Origin of the sequence: Gabonia massiliensis (assembly GCF_001403595.1) — a bacterium.
Classification (GTDB): Bacteria; Bacteroidota; Bacteroidia; order Bacteroidales; family Coprobacteraceae; genus Coprobacter; species Coprobacter secundus.
Map to the genome: position 1 here is coordinate 613,340 of NZ_LN877938.1, position 20,332 is coordinate 633,671.

General features: G+C 46.9%; 13 protein-coding genes and 1 pseudogene. 4 read left to right on the forward strand and 10 right to left on the reverse strand.

Features of this window, described 5'->3' with window-relative positions:
* Positions 1–2 precede the first annotated feature (2 nt).
* The 6 genes from BN2628_RS04500 to BN2628_RS17470 form a co-directional block, all read right to left on the reverse strand.
* Positions 3–1,679 carry a hypothetical protein gene (locus BN2628_RS04500; protein WP_055096200.1) on the reverse strand — a complete coding sequence of 559 codons (1,677 nt, stop codon included), beginning with the start codon at positions 1,677–1,679 and terminating at the stop codon, positions 3–5.
* A gap of 55 nt (positions 1,680–1,734) precedes the next feature.
* Positions 1,735–3,030, reverse strand: a complete 1,296-nt coding sequence (locus BN2628_RS04505; RefSeq protein WP_052431557.1) for a trehalase family glycosidase — start codon at positions 3,028–3,030, stop codon at positions 1,735–1,737.
* A gap of 36 nt (positions 3,031–3,066) precedes the next feature.
* Positions 3,067–5,313 carry a beta-glucosidase BglX gene (gene bglX / locus BN2628_RS04510; RefSeq protein ID WP_044229792.1) on the reverse strand — a complete coding sequence of 749 codons (2,247 nt, stop codon included), beginning with the start codon at positions 5,311–5,313 and terminating at the stop codon, positions 3,067–3,069.
* A gap of 318 nt (positions 5,314–5,631) precedes the next feature.
* Entirely contained in the window at positions 5,632–6,468 is an 837-nt protein-coding gene (locus tag BN2628_RS04515) for a glycerophosphodiester phosphodiesterase (RefSeq protein ID WP_052431558.1), read from the reverse strand.
* A gap of 63 nt (positions 6,469–6,531) precedes the next feature.
* A complete protein-coding gene (locus tag BN2628_RS04520; RefSeq protein ID WP_044229693.1) occupies positions 6,532–10,575 on the reverse strand; it encodes a hybrid sensor histidine kinase/response regulator transcription factor in 4,044 nt (1,347 codons plus the stop codon).
* Positions 10,576–11,071: 496 nt separating this feature from the next.
* The gene (locus tag BN2628_RS17470; RefSeq protein ID WP_257606398.1) at positions 11,072–11,356 is read right to left on the reverse strand and encodes a hypothetical protein; all 285 of its coding nucleotides are present in this window, start codon (positions 11,354–11,356) and stop codon (positions 11,072–11,074) included.
* On the opposite strand from BN2628_RS17470, the pseudogene BN2628_RS17475 reads away from it, so the two are divergent.
* From BN2628_RS17475 to BN2628_RS04530, 3 genes and pseudogenes are all read left to right on the forward strand, one after another.
* Positions 11,348–11,773 (forward strand): annotated as a pseudogene (locus BN2628_RS17475) (alpha-L-rhamnosidase); the annotation flags it as partial. The gene BN2628_RS17470 and the pseudogene BN2628_RS17475 sit on opposite strands and share 9 nt — an antisense overlap.
* 3 nt (positions 11,774–11,776) lie before the next feature.
* Positions 11,777–12,559 carry an alpha-L-rhamnosidase C-terminal domain-containing protein gene (locus tag BN2628_RS17480; RefSeq protein WP_257606396.1) on the forward strand — a complete coding sequence of 261 codons (783 nt, stop codon included), beginning with the start codon at positions 11,777–11,779 and terminating at the stop codon, positions 12,557–12,559.
* A 34-nt stretch (positions 12,560–12,593) separates the two neighbouring features.
* A complete protein-coding gene (locus tag BN2628_RS04530) occupies positions 12,594–15,812 on the forward strand; it encodes a glycosyl hydrolase (RefSeq protein ID WP_055096202.1) in 3,219 nt (1,072 codons plus the stop codon).
* A gap of 136 nt (positions 15,813–15,948) precedes the next feature.
* On the opposite strand, the gene BN2628_RS17210 is transcribed toward BN2628_RS04530, so the two are convergent.
* Positions 15,949–16,125: a hypothetical protein gene (locus BN2628_RS17210; RefSeq protein ID WP_154668400.1), complete on the reverse strand. Its 177-nt coding sequence runs from the start codon at positions 16,123–16,125 to the stop codon at positions 15,949–15,951.
* Between the two features lie 115 nt (positions 16,126–16,240).
* Here BN2628_RS17210 and BN2628_RS17755 point away from each other — a divergent pair, with 115 nt between their 5' ends.
* Positions 16,241–16,480, forward strand: coding sequence for an NAD(P)H-dependent oxidoreductase (locus BN2628_RS17755; protein WP_074023944.1), 240 nt, complete (start codon positions 16,241–16,243; stop codon positions 16,478–16,480).
* A 551-nt stretch (positions 16,481–17,031) separates the two neighbouring features.
* Here BN2628_RS17755 and BN2628_RS04540 read toward each other — a convergent pair.
* From BN2628_RS04540 to BN2628_RS04550, 3 genes are all read right to left on the reverse strand, one after another.
* A complete protein-coding gene (locus BN2628_RS04540; protein ID WP_055096205.1) occupies positions 17,032–17,655 on the reverse strand; it encodes a carboxypeptidase-like regulatory domain-containing protein in 624 nt (207 codons plus the stop codon).
* A 72-nt stretch (positions 17,656–17,727) separates the two neighbouring features.
* Positions 17,728–18,492: a hypothetical protein gene (locus BN2628_RS04545; RefSeq protein ID WP_246469155.1), complete on the reverse strand. Its 765-nt coding sequence runs from the start codon at positions 18,490–18,492 to the stop codon at positions 17,728–17,730.
* A gap of 77 nt (positions 18,493–18,569) precedes the next feature.
* Positions 18,570–20,327, reverse strand: coding sequence for a competence protein CoiA family protein (locus BN2628_RS04550; RefSeq protein ID WP_055096207.1), 1,758 nt, complete (start codon positions 20,325–20,327; stop codon positions 18,570–18,572).
* Between the last annotated feature and the right edge of the window lie 5 nt (positions 20,328–20,332).

Below are 20,332 nucleotides of genomic sequence, written 5' to 3' on the forward strand. Positions count from 1 at the left end.
GCTCAATTTTTAAAGGATATGGATATTTCTTTGTTTTCGGGTTTTATTCTAAATATTCGTCCCGAGGAGTCTTTGCAGTCTGCGAATGTTCCTTTCTTACAGGTTATTTTATAATCGAATGTTTTTTCCCGGGCATCGATACGCTTGTCATCTATTCGTGTAAAAGGCAATGCGGTACCCGGCACGACGGAGAGTTCCATGTACCATTCCATGCGGGTGTTGCCGGCCGATTCGATTTGCATACGGACTTTGTCTTCGTCAAAGGTCATGACAAAAGTTGCTCCGGGTATTTCCAGCGGCCATCTTACGTAAAGACGCTTTCCCTTGTGTGCTATTTCGGGTTCCCGGCCTGTCGCTTCAATCATCGTACCGTCTTGACGGGCACAGAAAAGCCGGAGGCCTGCCAACTTCTTGTCGGAGCTCCAGATATTCCCGTCGACAAAGGGCAAAGTGGTGTACAGGCAAGTAGATGTCGTACCGGGCTTGTCGATATAGTCGGAAGCAAATCTTTCATCGAAGAGGTGTATGTCCCTGAACCGGAATGTATTGCCTTCCCAAAAGAGATTGGCCCGGTAGTATTTGCTGTTGTACCATACGGTCTTTTTCCCGGTGTTTTTATAGTCGGTCAGTGCACTGATTGCCGAGGGTGCAGTGGTAGAATAGTTGTCTTTGTACCATCGTCCTGTCTCGGACAGGGTCTGGATGCGTATCGTATTATCGTCCCGAAGGCGTGCGAGGAGGGGTATCTGTATCTCCAGGCCTTTTTTCATGGCTCCCCAAGTAAAGGAATTTTCCTGTCCTGCCTGGACGTACGACAATCCCATACCGGGGTCTTTGAACATGGAGTCGAAAAACCATTTTACCCAAGTTTCCGACCCTCCGGCACTGCCATATACCGGCTCCAAGGTAACTACTCCTTGATAGTTGCCGCCGATTCCCAAATCGTACTGGTATATGGGGTCGCTTCCCAGCATACGGAATACGGGTACGGGAATCTGCCCTTTCCGGGTCTGTGCCGGCATATATGCGTTTTTGCGGCTGGGGTAATATCCTCCCTGCCAGTATCCTCCCCAGAGGGTGTATCCGTCGGTTCCTATCTGGTCTCTACAATTGCAGGAAGCCTCGATATGGTATTTGTCGTACATATATGCCAGTGTATGGGCGTCTATAAACCATGAGCCTATGGCTGAGGGATATTTTCCGAATATTTCCTTGAATTTCGCCATATACACATCTACGAGTTTTTCGCGTTCTTCGGGGGTATATCCGGTGGCAAAGCCTACATCGGCATGCCAGTCCCACGGATACCGTCCGCGCCACTTGAGCCCGGCGGCTTCCACATGCGGCTGTGTGATTTCCCACCAGCCTCCTATTTCTGTTCCCGGCAGGGTTTCTTTTTTCAGCAGTTCCTGATATGAGGGCGATATAAGCGCATCGTATTGCAACAAATATGTGCCTTTGATACCGTACCGATTGAGGAGCTTTACCTGCTCGACAACGGTGCGGTAGAGCACTTCGTCGGTAATGGCGTCGATACGGGGTTCGGTCTGCCGTATAAAATTGATTACGTTGACTATTCTGGGAGCTGACGTGCTCTCCTGCTCTCCTGCTCGGATTCCTGCGGTGCAAACAGAAAGGGAGAGGGCGAGGATACATAGTCTTTTCAATGATTTTACCATAGTTGAAATATTAATGTTTTATGTGTGATTTACTGTAACAAGGGGTGGAGAACGGTCATTTATAGTAATAATCGAATGCGAATATGTAGACTCCGGCAGTCCACCCCATGAAGGCTCCGGGCATGGCATATTCGTCTTTCACATCGGTACTTCCGCTGACGGCATTGTACTTTTCCCAGAGGTTGCCGGTGCGCTTGTAGATATCGGCCATACTGTGCACGTACTTTCCGGCTATCCTGCGGGCGGCTTTCCTGTAACCGTAACTGTCGAGTCCTTTTATCGCGAGATAGTTGAGTGCCGCCCACCCGTTGGGATAGTCCCACTGGTATACTCTCCGGCGATCTCCTTTTTCACAGGCTGCGACTCCATTGGCACACTCCAGCCGGGAGAGGTTGCGATATATGGCGCGGGCTTGTTTCTTGCCCGCCAATTTTGCAAACAGTGTACTGAACACGGCAGCCGAAAGTACAGGGGAACGGCGCCGGTTGACATAGTCGTAATCATAATACAGCCCGTCCCGGGGGTCAAGGCACATCTCGTCGAGCAAGGCCTTGCGCCGGGCTGCAAGCTTTTCCCAATTTTTTGCTCCCCGAAGCCCGAGTTCTTTATAGAAATATGCGAAGTTGCGCTCATAGGCGTATAGGTTGGCATTGAGGTCTACGGGATTGTGGTCTTCGCATCTGGAATCGAACCGAGGGTTGAAGTCCCAGCCCGACTCTGCTTCTGCAAGAAAATGGGAGGCTACGGCACATCGCTCCTCATCATCGGTATAGTGAGCGGGATTCAGCCCGAGCCTTCCGACAATGTAGTTGTAGAATGCCATCAATGATGCTTTGTCGGCATTGTTGGAATACCGGTTGAGCCCACTGGGGGTCATGCGCCGGGTCATCCAGAAGCCGTATTCTTTTTCGAGGGTCTTGCATGCCCGGGCAAGCCAGGCTTTGTCCCGGGTCGCTTCGTATACCTCTCTTACCATCATACTTGCATACGGGGGCTGCGACCTGTTGAGCATCCCCTCGCAAGTGGCATTGGGCATGTATCCGAACCGCTCAATCATCGCCAGTATGTTATCTATGTTGTTTTTTGCTTGTCCTGCATTCCCGTCGAGCAAGAGCCCGACATTGGTGAAATATGTGTCCCAATAGAACATATTTTGAAAGCCGTTTACGATGCAGGGCACACTGAACGGATAGGGCAAGGCGAAGTTGCCTACTGTATCGGCCGTGCATACACGTACGGTCTTGGGCATGTCTCTGTCGATATACGCTTTCAGATTTTTTGCCTCGTCGGGAATTTGTGCCCGGCTGAAGGCTGCCCAAGCCATTGCCAATATGGTTATCGTCTTTTTCATTTTCGTATCGGTAAACCGGTATGTCATATTGTTATCTTATTTGTCCCATGTCATCGTGAGTTTCTGTAGCTCACGGGAATTGGGGCCCACCGAGATGTTGAACTTCCCGGCTTCCCAATCGTATTTCAAATCCTGATTATAGAACTTGAGCTGCTCGGTCGTAATGCGGAAGGTTACTGTCTTGGTCTCTCCCGGTGCAAAATCGACTTTCTGAAAGTCTTTCAATTCTATAACGGGTCTCGAAACAGATGCTTCGGGGTCTCCGATGTAGAGTTGCACGACTTCTTTTCCGGTATATTTTCCGGTATTGGTAATGTCGATGCTCAGTGTTACGACATCGTCATCTCCTCTGGCCTTTTTCTTGTCCAAAACGGGTTTTCCATACGTGTACCGGTTATAACTCAACCCGTAACCGAACGGATAGAGGGGTTCATTGACGCAATCGACATATTTTGTCGTCGCCCAGAAGCCGGAATACGGACGTCCCGTCCTGAGGTGGTTGTAATATATGGGTATCTGCCCTATGTGGCGGGGAAATGTGGCTGTAATCTTTCCTGAGGGACATACTTTTCCCAATAATATGTCGCACAGAGCTTCACCGGCCATAGTACCGCCGTGCCAGGCTTCTACAAGGGTGGAAAACTCGGCATCTTCCTCAGTAAGAATCAAAGGCCGGCCGCTGAATATGACGACAACGACGGGTTTTCCTGTTTTCTTGAGTTCGCGAAGCATCTTTTTCTGGCAGTCAGGCAGGGAGGGATTTACCCGGCTTTTGGCTTCTCCACTCCAAGAGGAGGGTTCGCCTACGGCTGCAATTATAAGGTCGGCATCGCTTGTCTCAGCAATGGCCCTGCGTATGAGCGAGTCGGTGGGTATGGTGAATGCCCCGTCGTATATGCAATAGTCTTCGATATAATTGGCTCCTTGCGAGTAGGAGACTTCGCATTTCCCGGCCAGGGCTTCGCGGAGCGCTTCGTATGCCGAGTGCATCTTGTCTTTAGAGTAGCCGTATGACCATGTACCGAGCAGCTCTCCACGTACATTGCCCATAGGGCCTACAACGGCTATTTTACGGGGAGGGGTAATCGGCAGGAGCTGCTCGGAATTCTTGAGCAGGACAATAGACTCGGCAGCAAGCCTACGTGCGACATCGCGGTTTTGAGGTGATAGTACTTGTGATTGCCGTTGCTTGTTTTTCAGATACCTGAAAGGGTCTTCAAACAGTCCTAATTTGTATTTGGCTTCGAGCACTCTGCGGCAGGCGGCATCTATCCGGCTGAGGGGGACCCGTTTTTCTTCTACCGCTTTTTTGAGACAGAGTACATACAGGCTGGAACTCATGTCCATATCGAGCCCGGCGTTCATCGCCAGCTCGGTGATTCGTTGAGCGCCGCCCATTCCGTGTTCTGACATTTCGGCCAGCGAATTGGCATCGGATACCATGAATCCTTTGAATTTCCATTGGTCACGCAGCAAGTCGGTCAGGAGCCACTTGTTTCCTGTGGCCGGTACTCCGTTCACGACGTTGAAAGAGGTCATCCCACTACCCGCTCCCTCATCGAAGGCTGCCTTGTAGGGCGGCAGATAGTAGTTGTACATGGTTACGGGATCCATGCTCACGGTATTATAGTCGCGTCCGGCTTCGGATGCTCCGTACAAGGCAAAGTGCTTTACACATGCCAGGAGGGTATTGGGTTTGGAGAGGTCGTCACCCTGAAATCCCCTGACCATTGCCCGGCCTATGCGGGAGCCGAGGCAGGGGTCTTCTCCTGCACCTTCGGCAATACGCCCCCATCTCGGGTCGCGGCAGATGTCGACCATAGGCGCGAATGTCCAGTTGATACCGAATGCGGATGCTTCGTCGGCTGCGACCCGTGCGCTCTCTTCCAAGAGGGGCATGTTCCAGCTGCATGCACTGGCCAAGGGTATGGGGAAAATCGTATAATATCCGTGAACGACATCGAGCCCTGTAATCAAAGGTATCTTCATGCGCGAATTTTCTACGGCAAATTTCTGGGCGTCTTCGGCTGCTTTGGCATCGAACCCTCCGACCGAACTGACAAGCCCTTTTCTTATGGCTTCGTCGAGTCCTATGGCACTGCCGACCACTTTGGGGCTGCCGACTCCTCCCAAATTCAACTGCCCGATTTTTTCTTCCAGCGTCATCTTCTTCATCAATGATGTGATAAAGTCATCCATCTGCCTGTCGTCCGAGGATTTTTTTGCCTCCCCGTACGTCACTGCCAATAACAGGATAATAAGGATAGTATGTATTCGTTTCATTCCAATAAAAAATTTATTACAGACTTGTTTTCGCTTTATTTTCAAATAATGGCTTCTGCCGGGTGCCGGGGGATTATGGTGTTGTCCCCGGGCTTTATGGTTACATGGTCCGACAAAAGTAGTTGCATCGAAACAATGGGCTGCCATCTATATGTCTCATTTATTTGAATATTTGTTTCAGAATCGAATGGCGAATTTGTCTATACAAGGGTGGTACATTTTGCAATTTATCCAATCATCATTCTTATTATCAACATTTTATATTTTCAAAATTCTTATCAAAGTTTATTTCAAAATATTTTCCGACGAGCGGGCCGGCTAATATTTCACTTTTATCCAAGGGGCGTTTTCTGCAACCCACTTTTTGAGCTCAACCGGGATATCGGTGCACATATAGTCACATCCCAAGTACGCCCCGAGCATAAAGTCCTGTACCGACTTCCCCGGCCACAGGCTTACGATAATGCCTTCATCGTGTGCCCGCCGTACACTTGCGCGACTGGTACCGTCCATGGTCGCCCCGAGGCGTTTTATGCCGACAGTCTTACAGAGGTCTATGGTCTCATCGTTGCAGGGCTTGGAAGTGATGAGCAACAGTTCTACTCCGGGGTAGCGCGATTGCAAATAGCGCAACGCCCGATAATCGCTCGACGTGAACACATAAAGGGCATCTGCGGGCTTCTCTGCCATGACTGCTTCATAGAGTTTGTCGCAATACTCCTCAAGACGACGGGAGGGATAGAGATGTTGCGGAGCGGTCTTCATCTCAAACTCGACATAGAGCCCCGGCTTGTCGTGCAGGAAGCGAAGCAGTTCATCGAGAAAGAGCACTTTGTTCCCTTGCCGGGTATGCAATTGCTCTATTTCTGCCCGAGTATGCTGCTCTACCACGCCTTTGCCGTCGGTGGTACGCTCCAGCGAACTGTCGTGCGTGATGACGAGTGCTCCGTCGCGGGTCATCCGCACATCGGTCTCGAATCCCCGGTATCCTGCCCGATAACTGGCTTCAAAGGCCCGGAGCGTGTTCTCGTCGTATTCCAGGCGCCCTCCCCGGTGTGAAAAGAGCCGTATTTCCTGATTTTGGGCGAATGTCTGGGCGACGCATATAAGGTATGTCGCAAATAACAAGAGGTACGGTTTCATTTTTATATCCATATTACATATAGTGTGATAAATTCGTACAATTACTTCGTTCCGATAGCGGACACCGCATTTCCATCACTTGCCGAAATGTTCGGTCAGGTACTCTTTCGGCGATATCCCGAAATGTTTCTTAAAGAGATTGGAAAAATGCGACTGGGTCCCGAAACCAGTCATCTCACTGATTTCTCCCAATGTATATTCCCGGGTCAATATAAGCTCGGCCGCGCGGTTGAGACGGTATGTCTTAAGCAAATCATTCGGAGTGGCTCCTGTAAGTGCTTTGATTTTCCGGTAGAAATTGGCACGGGAATAACCCAGCTCGCGGCTAAGGATATTGATGTTGATATCACCGTTGGATATGTTGTCTTCTATGTATTTGTACAATTTGTCGAGAAATTTCCGGTCGAGCGGGCTGAGCTCGAGCCGTACGTCTTTCTCCGCCGGGACAGAGTCTTGTGCTCCACATGCCGAAATGAGAAGAGCTTTGAGCTTGTCCTGCTTTGCCATCATCCTGTTGACTATGGAAATAAGCACACTCGGATTGAAGGGTTTGCTGAGGTACATATCGGCTCCCTGGTCATATCCTCTTATCTGCTCCTCGTCCATGACTTTGGCCGTAAGCAGGATTACGGGGATATGGCAAATGTCCTTGTTCTTCTTCACTTCACTGCATAGCTCATATCCGTCCATACGCGGCATCAATACATCGCTAATGATGATGTCGGGAACCGTCTCCACAGCCCTTTGCAACCCGTTGAGGCCGTCAAATGCCGTGGTTACATCGAACTTATCGCTGAACAGGCCGGCTATAAAGGCGTTCATATCGGGATTGTCTTCGATGATAAGTATCTTCCTGCGTTCGGCACCAGCCGCCTCTTCTTCTGCGGCATCGTCCGTAACGGGGATTGCAGGGAGGATATCACTGCCGGCTGCCTGTTCTGCTTCCTGCTTCATATCCATATCGTCGGATGCCCGTTCGTCTTCGCTATATGCACTCTCGCAAACGGGAATGACAACCGTAAAGGTCATCCCCCGGGAGACATTCCGTTCGGCACGTATTTTTCCCTTGTGGTTTTCGACCAAGTGATATACGTAGTTCAATCCTATGCCGAATCCTTTTATCTGCCCGTATTTCGAGGGTGTCACCAACCGGCTGAAACGCTTGAAGAGCCGTGTAAAATCATTTTTATCTATGCCTATGCCGTTATCGGTCACCCGGATTTCCATATACGTCCAATCGTTTCCGGTAGTTCTTTCCGGGTATTTTGTCAAGTCGAGCTTGACGATAATACGACCGCTGTCGAGCGTATATTTGGTCGCATTCATCAGCAGATTGTTCATAATCTTATCCAGCTTATCGGCGTCGTATATGACCGTAAGACTGTCGTACGGGCAGTCGAATTCCACTATCTGATTTTTCTCTGCCGTATATATATTGTATAATTTAATAATATTTTCCAATTGGTGAACACAATCGTGCCGACTGACTTTCAGCGGAAGTGTTTCGTCCTTGACATGGCGAAACTTCAGTAACTGGTCGGTGAGGTCAAGCAACCGGTCTACGTTGCCGGCTATAAAATCGAGATTCGACTCTACTTGCTGCTCGCTCAGAGTCCGATATTTGTCTTTCAACATCTTTACAGGGGCATAAATCAGAGTCAGGGGTGTCCTCAACTCGTGCGATATGTTGGTAAAAAAGTTTACTTTCATCTGGGACATTTTGTGTTCCTGCTCAATTTTTGCCTCGATAAGGGTATATCTTTCTTTGGCAAGCTTGAGACGGACATATAGTTTACTGAACAGGAAAACAAGCAATACCGCCAATACCGCATATACGGATAGCGCGAGAGGATGCAACCAAGGTGCGGGACTGACTTCGACGTCGAGCAGCTTTCTGGGCTCACCCCAGGCCCCGTTACGATTTTTTGCCTTGACCAGGAAGGTATAACTGCCTGCCGGCAGGTTGGCGTAGGTAGCCCGGTTGTATTTGCCTATATAGTTCCATGTGTGGTCGAAACCTTCGAGCATATAGGCGTATTCGAGAAACGACAGACAGTCATAAGCAATGCCCGAAAACTCGAAACTGACAACATTCTCGTCATGGTCGAGTTTGAGGTTCCTTATCAAGGATATATCCCTGTCGATGACTCCGCCGTCTTCGGGTACCACGCTGTTGCCGAAAAGCTTGAAGTCGGTAAGATATATGGGAATGTCTTGGCGGACAGGCTCCACGTTATCGGGGAAGACTTCTTCGAGTCCTGTGTTCCCGCCGAAATAGATATGTCCCCGGCTGTCCTTGAACGTACATTTTTCATGGTACTGGTTGCCTCCGATACCGTCTTGCTGGAGATAGACGTTGATGGTATCGGCCGGTGATATGCGGTATATGCCGTAAGAAGAACTTGCCCATATATTATCGTGCGCGTCGCACTCGATGCCTACCATGTCATTGCGCTGGAGCGGGTCGTACTGCTTCAGCGTCTTCTTTTTCAAGTCGTATTTCATAAGGCCGTTGCCGTAAGTGCCGATCCACAGGTTGCCTTTAGCGTCGAGCCTGAGTTCTACGGCATTGCTCCAAAGCTTCCGGCACTTGGCATCGAGAGCACTGGCTACCAGCGAATTGGCATCGATGACGTAGATATTGTCCATGTATGCCGAAAAGAGCATCTTGTCATCGGAAAGGGGTATGATTTTGGTGATGTTGTTGCTGTTGGAAACGGCCGATGTGATATGTTGCTTGAGAGTAAGGTCGTCGTCGTAGATATATAATCCGTTTTCGGACGAGCCCGCCCATATCCTGCGGTTAGCGTCTTCGGCTATGGTAACCACATTTCCGGTTCCGGAACAGGTTTTTACCAAAGAGAGTTGCCCGTCCCGGCCAATGTTGCAGACTATAAGCAAATTTCCATACCCGACCCATAACCGGTTGCGGGTATCACAGTATATTTCCTGCACAAAGTTGCTGTTGAACACCGACAGCCAAGGGGTCGTGGAGGCGTTGTACCAGACCACTTTCCCGGTGGCGGTATTGTAATATGCCAGGCCGTCATAGCGGGTTCCTATCCACATATTTCCATACCGGTCGGCGGTAATACGGGTGACAAACCGGTTTCTGAACAGGTTTACTATGGCTTTGTTTTCATTAAATATCTTTTTCTTGTTCGAAAGCATGAAATGCCCCCGGTCGAAAGTCCCGAACCACACGTTTTTTTCCTTATCGACAAATGCCGTATTGATATCGACAGAGGGTATATCGGCAAACTCGTCGTTGTTGTACCGGCTTATCACATCGCGGGTTTCCATGTCGTACACAAGCGCACCTTTGTTTCTTGTGCTTATCAGCAACTTACGGCCTCCGTCGACGGGCAACATCTGATTGATACGCAAATCGTCGAGCGCATGAGGGAAATCGCCGTCGCTGATTTCGAGGCTATGCAAATCGAGGAGCTTGATGCCGTTTTCGGTACCCAAAAGTATCTTTTCACGGTCACTGACCATACAGTTTACAACATCGTCCCGTCCTACGACGATTTTGGAAATCAGGCTCAACGAGCGGTCGAGCTTTATCAGCTCTGCCCCATTGGTGAGCCACAAGTTGCCGTGACTGTCGGTAACGGCTCCATATATGACCTGCCTATCGACTTCGATGCGCGGTATAAGCGTCTTGTTTTTTTCATCTATCTCGTACAGCCCGTTATAGCCGTATGTATATATTCTCCCGGCATACTGCACAAATCCGAGAAAAAAACTTTCCATACCGGTCGAGGTACTCTGCGAGTATCGGTGAAACTCGTACTTCCCCCGTGCCATCGAACAGATACCCTTCCCGGTAGATATCCACAGCTTGGAGGCGTCGTCGACATAAAGGCCTGTAATGAGATTGGAGGGTATGGAGTGTTCGTCGGCTTCGTCATAGAAGAATACATCATAGCTTTCGCCGAAGCTCTTACAAAGTCCGTTTGCCGTAGCTATCCATATATACCCCAAGCTGTCTTGGGCAAAGGCATTGACCCGAAGGTTTGACAAATCGGTGCGATGCAACGGCTGTGAAAGGACATCAGAGAGTGCCGACAAAATAAAAACACAACATAGCGATATCGTCAGTATTTGTTGTCTCATAGAGGTTTCATGGATATTAAAAAAAATAAACAGGTGTGATAAATCATTGTGTAAATTTATCTCAAAATATCGTATATTTCAAAACAAATTTGTACGATTTCCCTATTTTGAGACTTATATAATAACTTTTGAGACAAAACACGAGACTTTGAAGACAAATATCACACAAATCGGGATAAATGAAAAACTGATACGGCCGTAAATTGCGTAACATTGTAAATCAAAAAAAATCAACTTTATCAAACAATAATTTTACGTAATGGTGAAACCTCATTTATTTATAGTGTTTTCTCTCTTATGCTTGTTTGCGCTCAGCTCCCAAGCGAAAGTCACGCATACAACCGTACCTCCGGCCAGAATCGTCTGGATGTCGGATAATACCGGGAAATTCGTCTCCAATCCCAATCACCTGTTGGGGACATTCAGCGGACAGTTATCGGTATCTGATACTTCGTATGCAACCCTGATGAGCTCCGACACGCATCAGGCCTCCATTTTACTGGATTTCGGCAAGGAAATGTATGGAAGGATAAAAATATTTTCGGCTATCCGGGAATGTAAAGTTCCCGTCAGATTGAGAATACGCCTGGGCGAGTCGGTCACGGAGGCCATGAGCGACGTGAATATGCCGGATAACCCTCAAAATCCGACCAACGAGCATTCGTTGCGTGATTTTACGGTCTCGGCTCCGTGGCTGGGCTCTTTCCAATGCGGGAACAGCGGCTTCAGGTTTGCCAGGATAGACTTGCTCGATAAGGATATAAAATATAACTTGCGCCATGTATCGGCTGTCTCGCTGATAAGGGACATCGAGGACAAGGGGTCGTTCTGCTCTGATAATGAACGGATAAACCAAATATGGCAAACAGGTGCTTATACCGTAAAACTGAACATGCAGGAGTACCTTTGGGACGGGATAAAGCGCGACCGGCTCGTATGGGTGGGCGACATGCATCCGGAGGTGATGACAATAAACAATGTATTCGGGGAACAAGAGGTGGTGTACAAGAGTCTCGACTTTGCCCGCGACGATACGCCTTTTCCGGGCTGGATGAACGGGATGTGCTCCTATTCGTTGTGGTGGATAATCATACAGAAGGACTTGTATATGTACCAGGGCAACCTCGATTACTTAAAAAGCCAGCGCGACTATTTGCTCCGTCTCGTCAAGCAGATCGACGAGAGGATTGACGAGAACGGGGTGGAACGGCTCGACGGAATACGCTTTCTCGACTGGCCGACATCGGAAAACCGGAATGTGATACACAGCGGACTGCAATCGCTCTCTTTCATGGCGATGAAAGCGGCTGTACAAATCGGGGAGTATATCGGTGACAGGGATATGATAAGAATGGCATCGAGCTGCCTCGAACGGATGAAGGGGGTGGCCGTGGATGCTCATGATAACAGCCAGGCGGCAGCGTTGAATATCATATCGGGGTTGAGCACAGACCCGGAGAAGGATTGTGAAACGATATTGAAAAACGGCCTTGACGGTTTCTCAACGTTTTACGGGTATTATATGCTGGAGGCTCTTGCCATGCTGGGCAAATATGATGAGGCTCTCGACTTCATCTCTACGTATTGGGGAGCGATGCTGGACTTGGGGGCAACTACTTTCTGGGAAGATTTGAAATATGCCGACGTAGCCAATGCGGCACGCATCGACGAGATAGTGCCGCCGGGCAAGCATGACATACATGCAGGCGGGGGTGCTTATTGTTATAAGGGGTTGAGGCTGAGCCTTTGCCACGGATGGGCATCGGGCCCTACATCCTGGCTTACCCGGCATGTGCTCGGCATCGTCCCGATAGAACCGGGATGCCGTGTCCTGCAGGTGAAACCCAACCTCGGCCCGCTACAGTCGGTCAAAGGGACTTTTCCCACTCCTTACGGTATCGTAACGGTAAGTTGCACGAAAAACGGCCGGGGAAAAGTCGTATGTGACATACAGGCTCCGAAAGGGGTAAAGATAGTTAGGTGAAACAACATAAAAGAAATATAAGGGATATATTATCATGAAATCGATGAATTTAAAATCGTCTTTGGTCGCAGCAGCCTTGTTGTTGCTTACGGTACAAGTACCGGCTGCCACGGCTACCGACAGTTACCAGGATATGCGCAAGGTGTTTGCCTCGCCCCAAGATGTACAAACCAGTTGCTACTGGTACTGGATATCGGGCAATATAAGTAAAGAGGGTGTCATCAATGATTTGAAATCGATGAAAAAGGCGGGTATCAACCGGGCTTTTATCGGATTCCAGGGTATTGCAGAAATGCCGCACGGCCCTGTGTATATGCAGAGCGACGAGTGGTATGACATCGTACACGCTGCTTTGAAAACGGCTACTGAAGAGAATATCGAAATCGGCATTTTCAACGGCCCCGGATGGAGCCAGGCCGGAGGGCCGTGGGTAGACCCGAAACAGTCGATGCGTTACTTGGCTTCACAACATGCTCTGGTAACGGGCGGAGGCGAAAGGGATATCGTATTCCCCCACCCCGACAACTTCCTGCAGAATGTAAAAGTACTTGCTTTCAAACGTAACAACATCGCTCCTGATATAAGGGCGACGGTAGATCATATTACGACAGAGGGCGTGACGGATGTCGCCCGGATGTTTGACGGGGACTTGAATACTACAGGCGGATTTGAACGCGATAAGGCCAGCATTACGGTAAGGCCGTCGAAGAAGGATTTTACACTCCGCTCTATCCGGATAGAGAGCGCGACGCCTATCAGGGCTTACTTTTCCGTAAAGGTGAAACGCAACGGGGCTTTCGAAGAGGTTTGTTCTTTCGGGGCCGACCGCACAGTTCTAAAGAACGAAGTGGGATATGACGGGCTGGCTCCTACGGCTGTGGCTGTACCCGAAACGCGCGGCGAGGAATTCATGGTAGAGATGAATATCAATGCCAACTGCAAAATAAAGGAATTCAAATTGTCCGAAACTCCTATCGTAGACCGCTATGCAGACAAGATACTGAGCAAAATGCACCAGACTCCCCAGCCGATGTGGCATGACTATAAATGGGACAACCGGGTTTCTTATGCACCGGATGCCGTAGTTTCGGAAAGGGATATTATCGACATCACCGACCACATCGATGCCGACCGGGTTGTCTGGAATGTCCCGGAGGGTGATTGGGAAATCGTACGTACTTACATGGCTCCTACGGGCATATGTAATGCCCCTGCCATAAAAGGCGACGGGGAAGGCCCTGAGGTAGACCGCTGGAACCGGGAGAACTTGAAACACCACTACGACAGTTTTATAGGCGAGATACTCAGACGGGTTCCGGAAAATGACCGGAAGACCTGGAAAATGATTGTATGTGACAGTTATGAGAAAGCTACGCAAAATTATGGAGACGACTTTATCGACTATTTCAAATCGCATTTCGGATATGACCCCACTCCTTACCTTCTCACCTTTGACGGCATTGTGGTAGGCAGTACCGACAAGTCGGACCGCTTCTTATGGGACTTGCGCCGCATGATTGCCGACCGCCTGGCCTATGACCATATAGGCGGTATGCGGGAGCTTGCCCACAAAGACGGGTTCGGTATATGGCTGGAGTCATACGGGCATTGGGGGTTTCCCGGTGAATTTTTGCAGTACGGCGGCCAGTCGGACGAAGTGGCGGGCGAGTTCTGGAGCGAAGGCTCGCTGGGCGACATAGAGAACCGCGCGGCGTCATCGGCGGCTCACATATACGGAAAAGGCAAAGTATCGTCCGAATCGTTCACGTGCGGCGGGCCGGAGTTTGCCCGCAGTCCCCGCCATATGAAACAGCGGGGCGACAAGTTCTTTACAGAGGGTATCAATAATACTCTACTTCACTTGTATGTCTCCCAACCCGATGAGACCTCTTTTCCGGGACTGAATTGCTGGTTCGGGAACGAATTTAACCGTAAAAATACTTGGTACAGCCATATAGACTTGTTTACCGACTATCTGAAGCGTTGCAATTATTTGCTGCAACAGGGGAATTACGTGGCCGATGTGGCTTATTACATCGGAGAGGATGTCCCTGTAATGACGGGTATTACCGAACCGGCTCTGCCTAAAGGATTCCAATATGACTTCATAAATGCCGAGGTCATCGAGAATTATCTTTCTGCCAATGAGGAGCATATATTGTCTTTGCCTCATGGCACCCGATATAAATTGCTTGTTTTACCGCCGAGCAAAACCATGCGCCCGGGGGTCATCAGAAAAATAAAACGGCTTCTCGAAGAGGGTGCCATCATTCTGGGCCCCAAACCGGAAAGGTCGCCGAGCCTCCAAGACTATATGGAGGCGGATGCCGAAGTGAAAGCTATTGCCGACGAATTGTGGGGCAACAGCAACTCTCAAACGATACGCCGCATAGGTAAAGGATGGTTGTTTGCCGGATACAGCATAGAAGATATATTCGGTATGATGGGATATATGCCGGACTTCCGGATATCTATCGACAGTGACGTGAAATATGCCCATACGACACAGCGTGACCGGGATATTTATTTTGTGAGCAACCAGACCGAAAAGGACATTGAATTTACGGCTCAATTCCGCATCGGAGGGAAAGTTCCTGAATTATGGAGCCCGATGGACGGTTCGGTACGTACCCTCAAATCGTTTGTAAACGTGGGGAATGTAACTCATATCCCGATGAGACTGCATCCCAACGAAAGCGCTTTTATCGTATTTGACAAAGATATATCGGGTGAGCCCCAAGTGTTGGACATGGCTCTCAACTATCCGGAAACAAAGGTGTTGTCCGTGATAAACGACGACTGGAGCCTGACTTTGAAATCGATGGTCAACGACGGGAAGAAACTGAAGCCGGAGGCTTTGAAAGATTTGTCGACGATGGATGATGACTATGTGAAGTATTTCTCGGGTACGGCTGTATATACAAACTCATTCAAAATAAAGGAGATTCCTGCCGGCAAAAGGGTAATTCTCGACTTGGGAGAGGTATACGAAATGGCTAAAGTGAAGGTGAACGGAAAGTATGCGGGCGGTGTATGGACGGCTCCTTATACTCTGGATATCACCGATGTCTTGAAACGGGGCAAGAACTCGATAGAAATCTCAGTGGTAAACAACTGGGTAAATCGTCTGGTGGGGGATTCCAGAGTACCGGAAGAGAAGCGAAAAACATCGTATGTATGCCGTACTTACCGGCCTAAATCTCCGCTTCAAAAGTCGGGATTGACGGGCCCGGTCAGAATCCTGACCGAATAGTTACGTCCGGCTAAAAATACTTTTTGTGACGCAGAGGCGCAGCGTAGATGCATCGGCTTATTTTATCTTACGCTGCGTTTCTTGTTGTCATATAATGACTCAACCTCATCTGCCGCCCCCGAATTTTTCCGACGCATTAAAAGGTGCAAAAAAACTCGTCCTGCCGGACACATTGCATCGGGAAGGGGTTACGGATGACGAATACCGTCCCTACGAGGGTTGCAACGCCACACAGATGGCCTTCATTGCAGACAGCATAGCGACAATCTGCAACATATCCTATCAATGGAAGGCATTCGGCAATTACCGGCATCTGTCCAGTCTTCGGCAGTTGTCAGGCACAAAAGACCGCAAAGGCTCCAAGACGGAAAAGAAGGACATCTCATTATAGACTTGTTCAAAAAAACGCCGAAGCCGACAACATTCTGTTGGGTTCTCCCATTTATTCCGCTGATGTTCCATCTACATTAAAAGCTGTCATTGAATGTGCCAGTGTGGTAAGCGACTCCAATCCGGGCATGTTCCGTCACAAGGTTTGCGGAACAGTTGCCGTAGCAGGGCGTGGCGGAGCCATGAATGTCATCGACACTCTCCACCATTTCTTACTGAATAAAAAAATATCGGGTAGGCTCTACTTATTGGAACATCACCTACGGCCTGTCTATTAAAGGAAAACAAGCCAGTAAATCAGCCACCTTTTCATTGAAGTTGTTATTCGGAGAAACGGATGCGAGGAAGTATCTTCCATGAGCATACCACGTGTCTTTAATATCTGAATAATCTGTTTCGGTGAGGAATACGGTTTGATGAAATTCGTTTTCATACAGGTATAATAAAAAAACGACCCGCCGATTTGAGCATCGTTGAGAGGCTTGGCAGGTTCTAATGTTGTAAAGGCAACAAATCTTTTTTAAGTACCCAAATATTCGATAACTTTGTTTTCAAAACTGCATTATGAATATTTGTACAAACATTGACGGTTGTTCAACCTTATTCTTTTTGAAATACAAACAATGATACTAAAATGGTGCTAAACAGCATATATACTCTTTTGTCTATCACATAAAATACATAAAAAAATACACAAATTGTAGCCTACCACGACGATTTTGGTATAGGAATCGTCAACACGATTGAGGGAATTGGCCTCTTGCTGCCGTTTCTCTTCATTGTCCACGGTAAGAGATTTGTTTTCGGGCTATTATTTCTGACAGGGCTTTCATCTGGTAAAAATTTCATACGTATCTAATGTTTCGTCTAAACCTATTATCCCTTTGGGGGCTTCATATCTCCAACTATATCCGTATTTCGTATCGAGATAGTCAAAAATTATCCGGTTTTTCCTAACTTCGTGGAAATAGCCTAAGGCCGTCATTCGTTGCGATTTGTCTTGCAAGCTTTCTTTTGTGTAAAACGACCCTCGAATCCCGTATTTAGTCCAAAATGTCCTTTTCAGTACCTCACATATTTCCTTCTCCGGAAGTATCAAGGACAGTTGCGGGGTAGAAATACTGAGATTTGATAATGTGATTTTCAAATCTACATCGTTGTCAATGAATAGTGTTGTATCTACAGGCTCAAGACCGATATATGAAAAGGTCAGATGATATTTCCCCCTTCGCAGGCTATCTATTCTAAAATATCCTTCTGCATCTGCCAACCAACCTCGTGTCGGTATTTCTTTGACCCGGATATATGTGCCACCGCCTAAAGGGGAAGTTGTTGTATGGTCAGGAACTATGTGTTCTTCTACAAATGTTTTTCCTATTATGGAAAAATATTCCTTTTGTGCAGATGCTGTAAAGGTAAGGCATAAGAAACCGGATAGAATAATCTTCTTCATAAATCATGTTCCAAATCATAAATCATATACAAATACTGAAAGTCCCGGTACAGGCTTATCGGAGGCTGGTCGTCAGTCTAACACGTGCTCGGGCATGTCATTTGTCCTTGCAACAAAGTAATATACTGTATTCGTTTCGGTATCTGTGGCATTCATCCCGACGGGGGATATTTCTTTTGTCGCCGGACTCTCAACGGGGGCATGCCAATCCCAGCCTAATAATCCTTTTATGGCATAAAACATGGCTTGGTCTGTACCCGACAAGTTGTATTTATATGTTTTTTTGCCTTCAAAGTCTTCATGATAGGTCAGTTCCATATATGGGATATTGCTCTCTACAAAGAACTTATAGCTGCCTGTATGTCTTAATGTCATCTCTTTATCATACAGATAGAAGTCTTTATCTTCATTGTTGATTAAGAAAAACTCATCCTCTTGCCGGTAGGGTGGTTTTATCGGATTGGCAACAGCCAGATTCAGGTAACTGTCTACAATCTTGATTTTCAAGTCGACAGTTTCGTTTGCAACTTTGTCCCGAACTTTGATTGTCGTTTCTCCTTTTTGTTTCGGATGTATTTCCAAATTACCCATATCAGCAGGGCTTGATAAATCTACGGTAACTTCCAATATGGAGGGATTTTCTATCTCGACAGCATAGTCTCTATTTCCTCCTCGTATCATGATGTCTTTCGCTCCGACCAAAGGTCGCTCGTAATAGTCTTTTTCAAATGACAAATGATGTATTTCCGTGGCTTCGTTATCATCGTCATTACAGCCCATAAAACTGAGTGTGTATATCAATAGCAAGAAGGTTTTCCCAAAAAGTTTTGTTTTCATTGTATTCTTTGACTTATAAATTCTGCACTTACGTATATTTTTCCGAATATCTTTCGTGATTGCAAATTTAGAAATTCTCAGGAAAAAGGTACAATAATTTCGGATTGAGATGAAAAATCTATGACGTTGTCATAACCTAATCTGTTTTCTGTTACAAAATTATTTTTNTCTATAAACTCCAAACCATAACACTCTTTTTCCAATGTAGTTTCAATGTTTCTATCCAACCTAAAATACTGACATCCGGTGTGCATTGTTTCAAGTGGATTTCTTGGAGTTCCTTTTCTTTTATACCTTATGCAGATATTTTCGTGACAGATGCCATTCACCTCCCTTAAATAGTAACAGATTTCACAAAGGCACAATACTTTTTTCTTGTTATAACAACGCAATACCGCATATTGTCTCATCACTTTATAGTTTTCTGTACCTTTGGATATAATTATCTCATATATTGCACTTTTTTTCTTTGTACTCATGCAACTTTCTGTACTCAAATAATATTTACCACTGGAAAACAATCTAAATTTCAATACTTTACGATTTACATTCTTCCATGATGTAGTCTTCAAATCTTTATGTCCAAAATTGAAAAATCTGACACATTCTCCACGTAAAGGTTTATCATACAATTCAAAAACATCATTTTCACATCTTACGGCTACTTCTATTGTCCTATTTTTTAGATTCCCCGGTTCTATACGGCATGTCTCCGCATCTATGACTATTACTATTGCCGTTTTCAAATCCTCACCCCGTTTCAAGACTATGTCATAAGAAAATTGCTCATTAGGAAATTTATATTCTATTTCACACGAATCATATCCATACGCTTTCAAGTCATAAGGTATTGGAATTGCAACGGAACAACAGTTTTCATTAAAGAGCAAACACTGATGCCCTTTTTCGCATAAGTGCCGTTGGGGTATATATACATCGAACTTATGTTGAGTGTTGAATCTTCTACATAACACCTTTTTTGCAGCTTCATGCAAATAAAAGTCATCCTCACATGGTATGTTTTCATCCAAATGTAAAAATGAATAATTTCCCCTATCATCCACATCTACAAATACTTCTTTACCACAAGCTATGCAAAAGTAAGTATGCTTATTTGCATCAATCTCATCAAGATTGTACAAATTCACTATTGTATTTTGCTCGTCAATGGCAATATGGCGAAGCATTCTTTGCCCCAAGTTGTAACCATTACCAAAGTTGTAATACTGGACGTAGTTATTCTTTTCGTAAAATTGAAATGGATGTAAATTCTCGTGGTTATAAATCCACTTACGCCTTTCTCCACTGTTTTCGATGAAACTTTTAACTTTTGCAGGGTCAAGTTCACAAGAGTTTAAATCTATTTCCACACAATCTATTTTTGCTGAAATAATCTTGCCGGCCTTTTTGATATCCACTTCGTGTGAGCGTTTGAACTCCACCCACATAATACAACCATTTTCTGTATACCCAATACAATCAGGGCGCAAAGACAATTCTCTGTCAAACACCTCTATTTCTACTTTACCGAATACAGTTCGCTTTTCTGTTCCACCTTGTCGAACAGGAGGCAACATAATAAGTTTATGTTCTTGCAAAATATCCTTAGCCATTTTGTGAAGAGCCGACTCTATTGCTCCGACACAATCACTTCCGTTAGCGTGCGCAAAGTGATGAACCTTACGGCTTCCTCCATTCTTAGCCACCAATTCACTTTTACAATGTGGACAAAAGCACTTACATGCCAAACCTGTTGATACACTATCAATGTGTATCAACTTACTATCCGCATCAAGTGCATACGTCAAATATGGTTTTTGCTGAGGCTGTGTCATGAATT

What these genes read in the sequence shown, in the direction of transcription:
- BN2628_RS04515 (WP_052431558.1), bottom strand. Translation starts at nt 6,468, where the DNA reads ATGGATATAAAAATGAAACCGTACCTCTTGTTATTTGCGACATACCTT.
- BN2628_RS04500 (WP_055096200.1), bottom strand. Translation starts at nt 1,679, where the DNA reads ATGGTAAAATCATTGAAAAGACTATGTATCCTCGCCCTCTCCCTTTCT.
- bglX (WP_044229792.1), bottom strand. Translation starts at nt 5,313, where the DNA reads ATGAAACGAATACATACTATCCTTATTATCCTGTTATTGGCAGTGACG.
- BN2628_RS04520 (WP_044229693.1), bottom strand. Translation starts at nt 10,575, where the DNA reads ATGAGACAACAAATACTGACGATATCGCTATGTTGTGTTTTTATTTTG.
- BN2628_RS04505 (WP_052431557.1), bottom strand. Translation starts at nt 3,030, where the DNA reads ATGAAAAAGACGATAACCATATTGGCAATGGCTTGGGCAGCCTTCAGC.
- BN2628_RS17210 (WP_154668400.1), bottom strand. Translation starts at nt 16,125, where the DNA reads ATGCCGGTAATTGCCGAATGCCTTCCATTGATAGGATATGTTGCAGAT.
- BN2628_RS04545 (WP_246469155.1), bottom strand. Translation starts at nt 18,492, where the DNA reads ATGAAAACAAAACTTTTTGGGAAAACCTTCTTGCTATTGATATACACA.
- BN2628_RS04540 (WP_055096205.1), bottom strand. Translation starts at nt 17,655, where the DNA reads ATGAAGAAGATTATTCTATCCGGTTTCTTATGCCTTACCTTTACAGCA.
- BN2628_RS04530 (WP_055096202.1), top strand. Translation starts at nt 12,594, where the DNA reads ATGAAATCGATGAATTTAAAATCGTCTTTGGTCGCAGCAGCCTTGTTG.
- BN2628_RS17470 (WP_257606398.1), bottom strand. Translation starts at nt 11,356, where the DNA reads ATGGCGCAAGTTATATTTTATATCCTTATCGAGCAAGTCTATCCTGGC.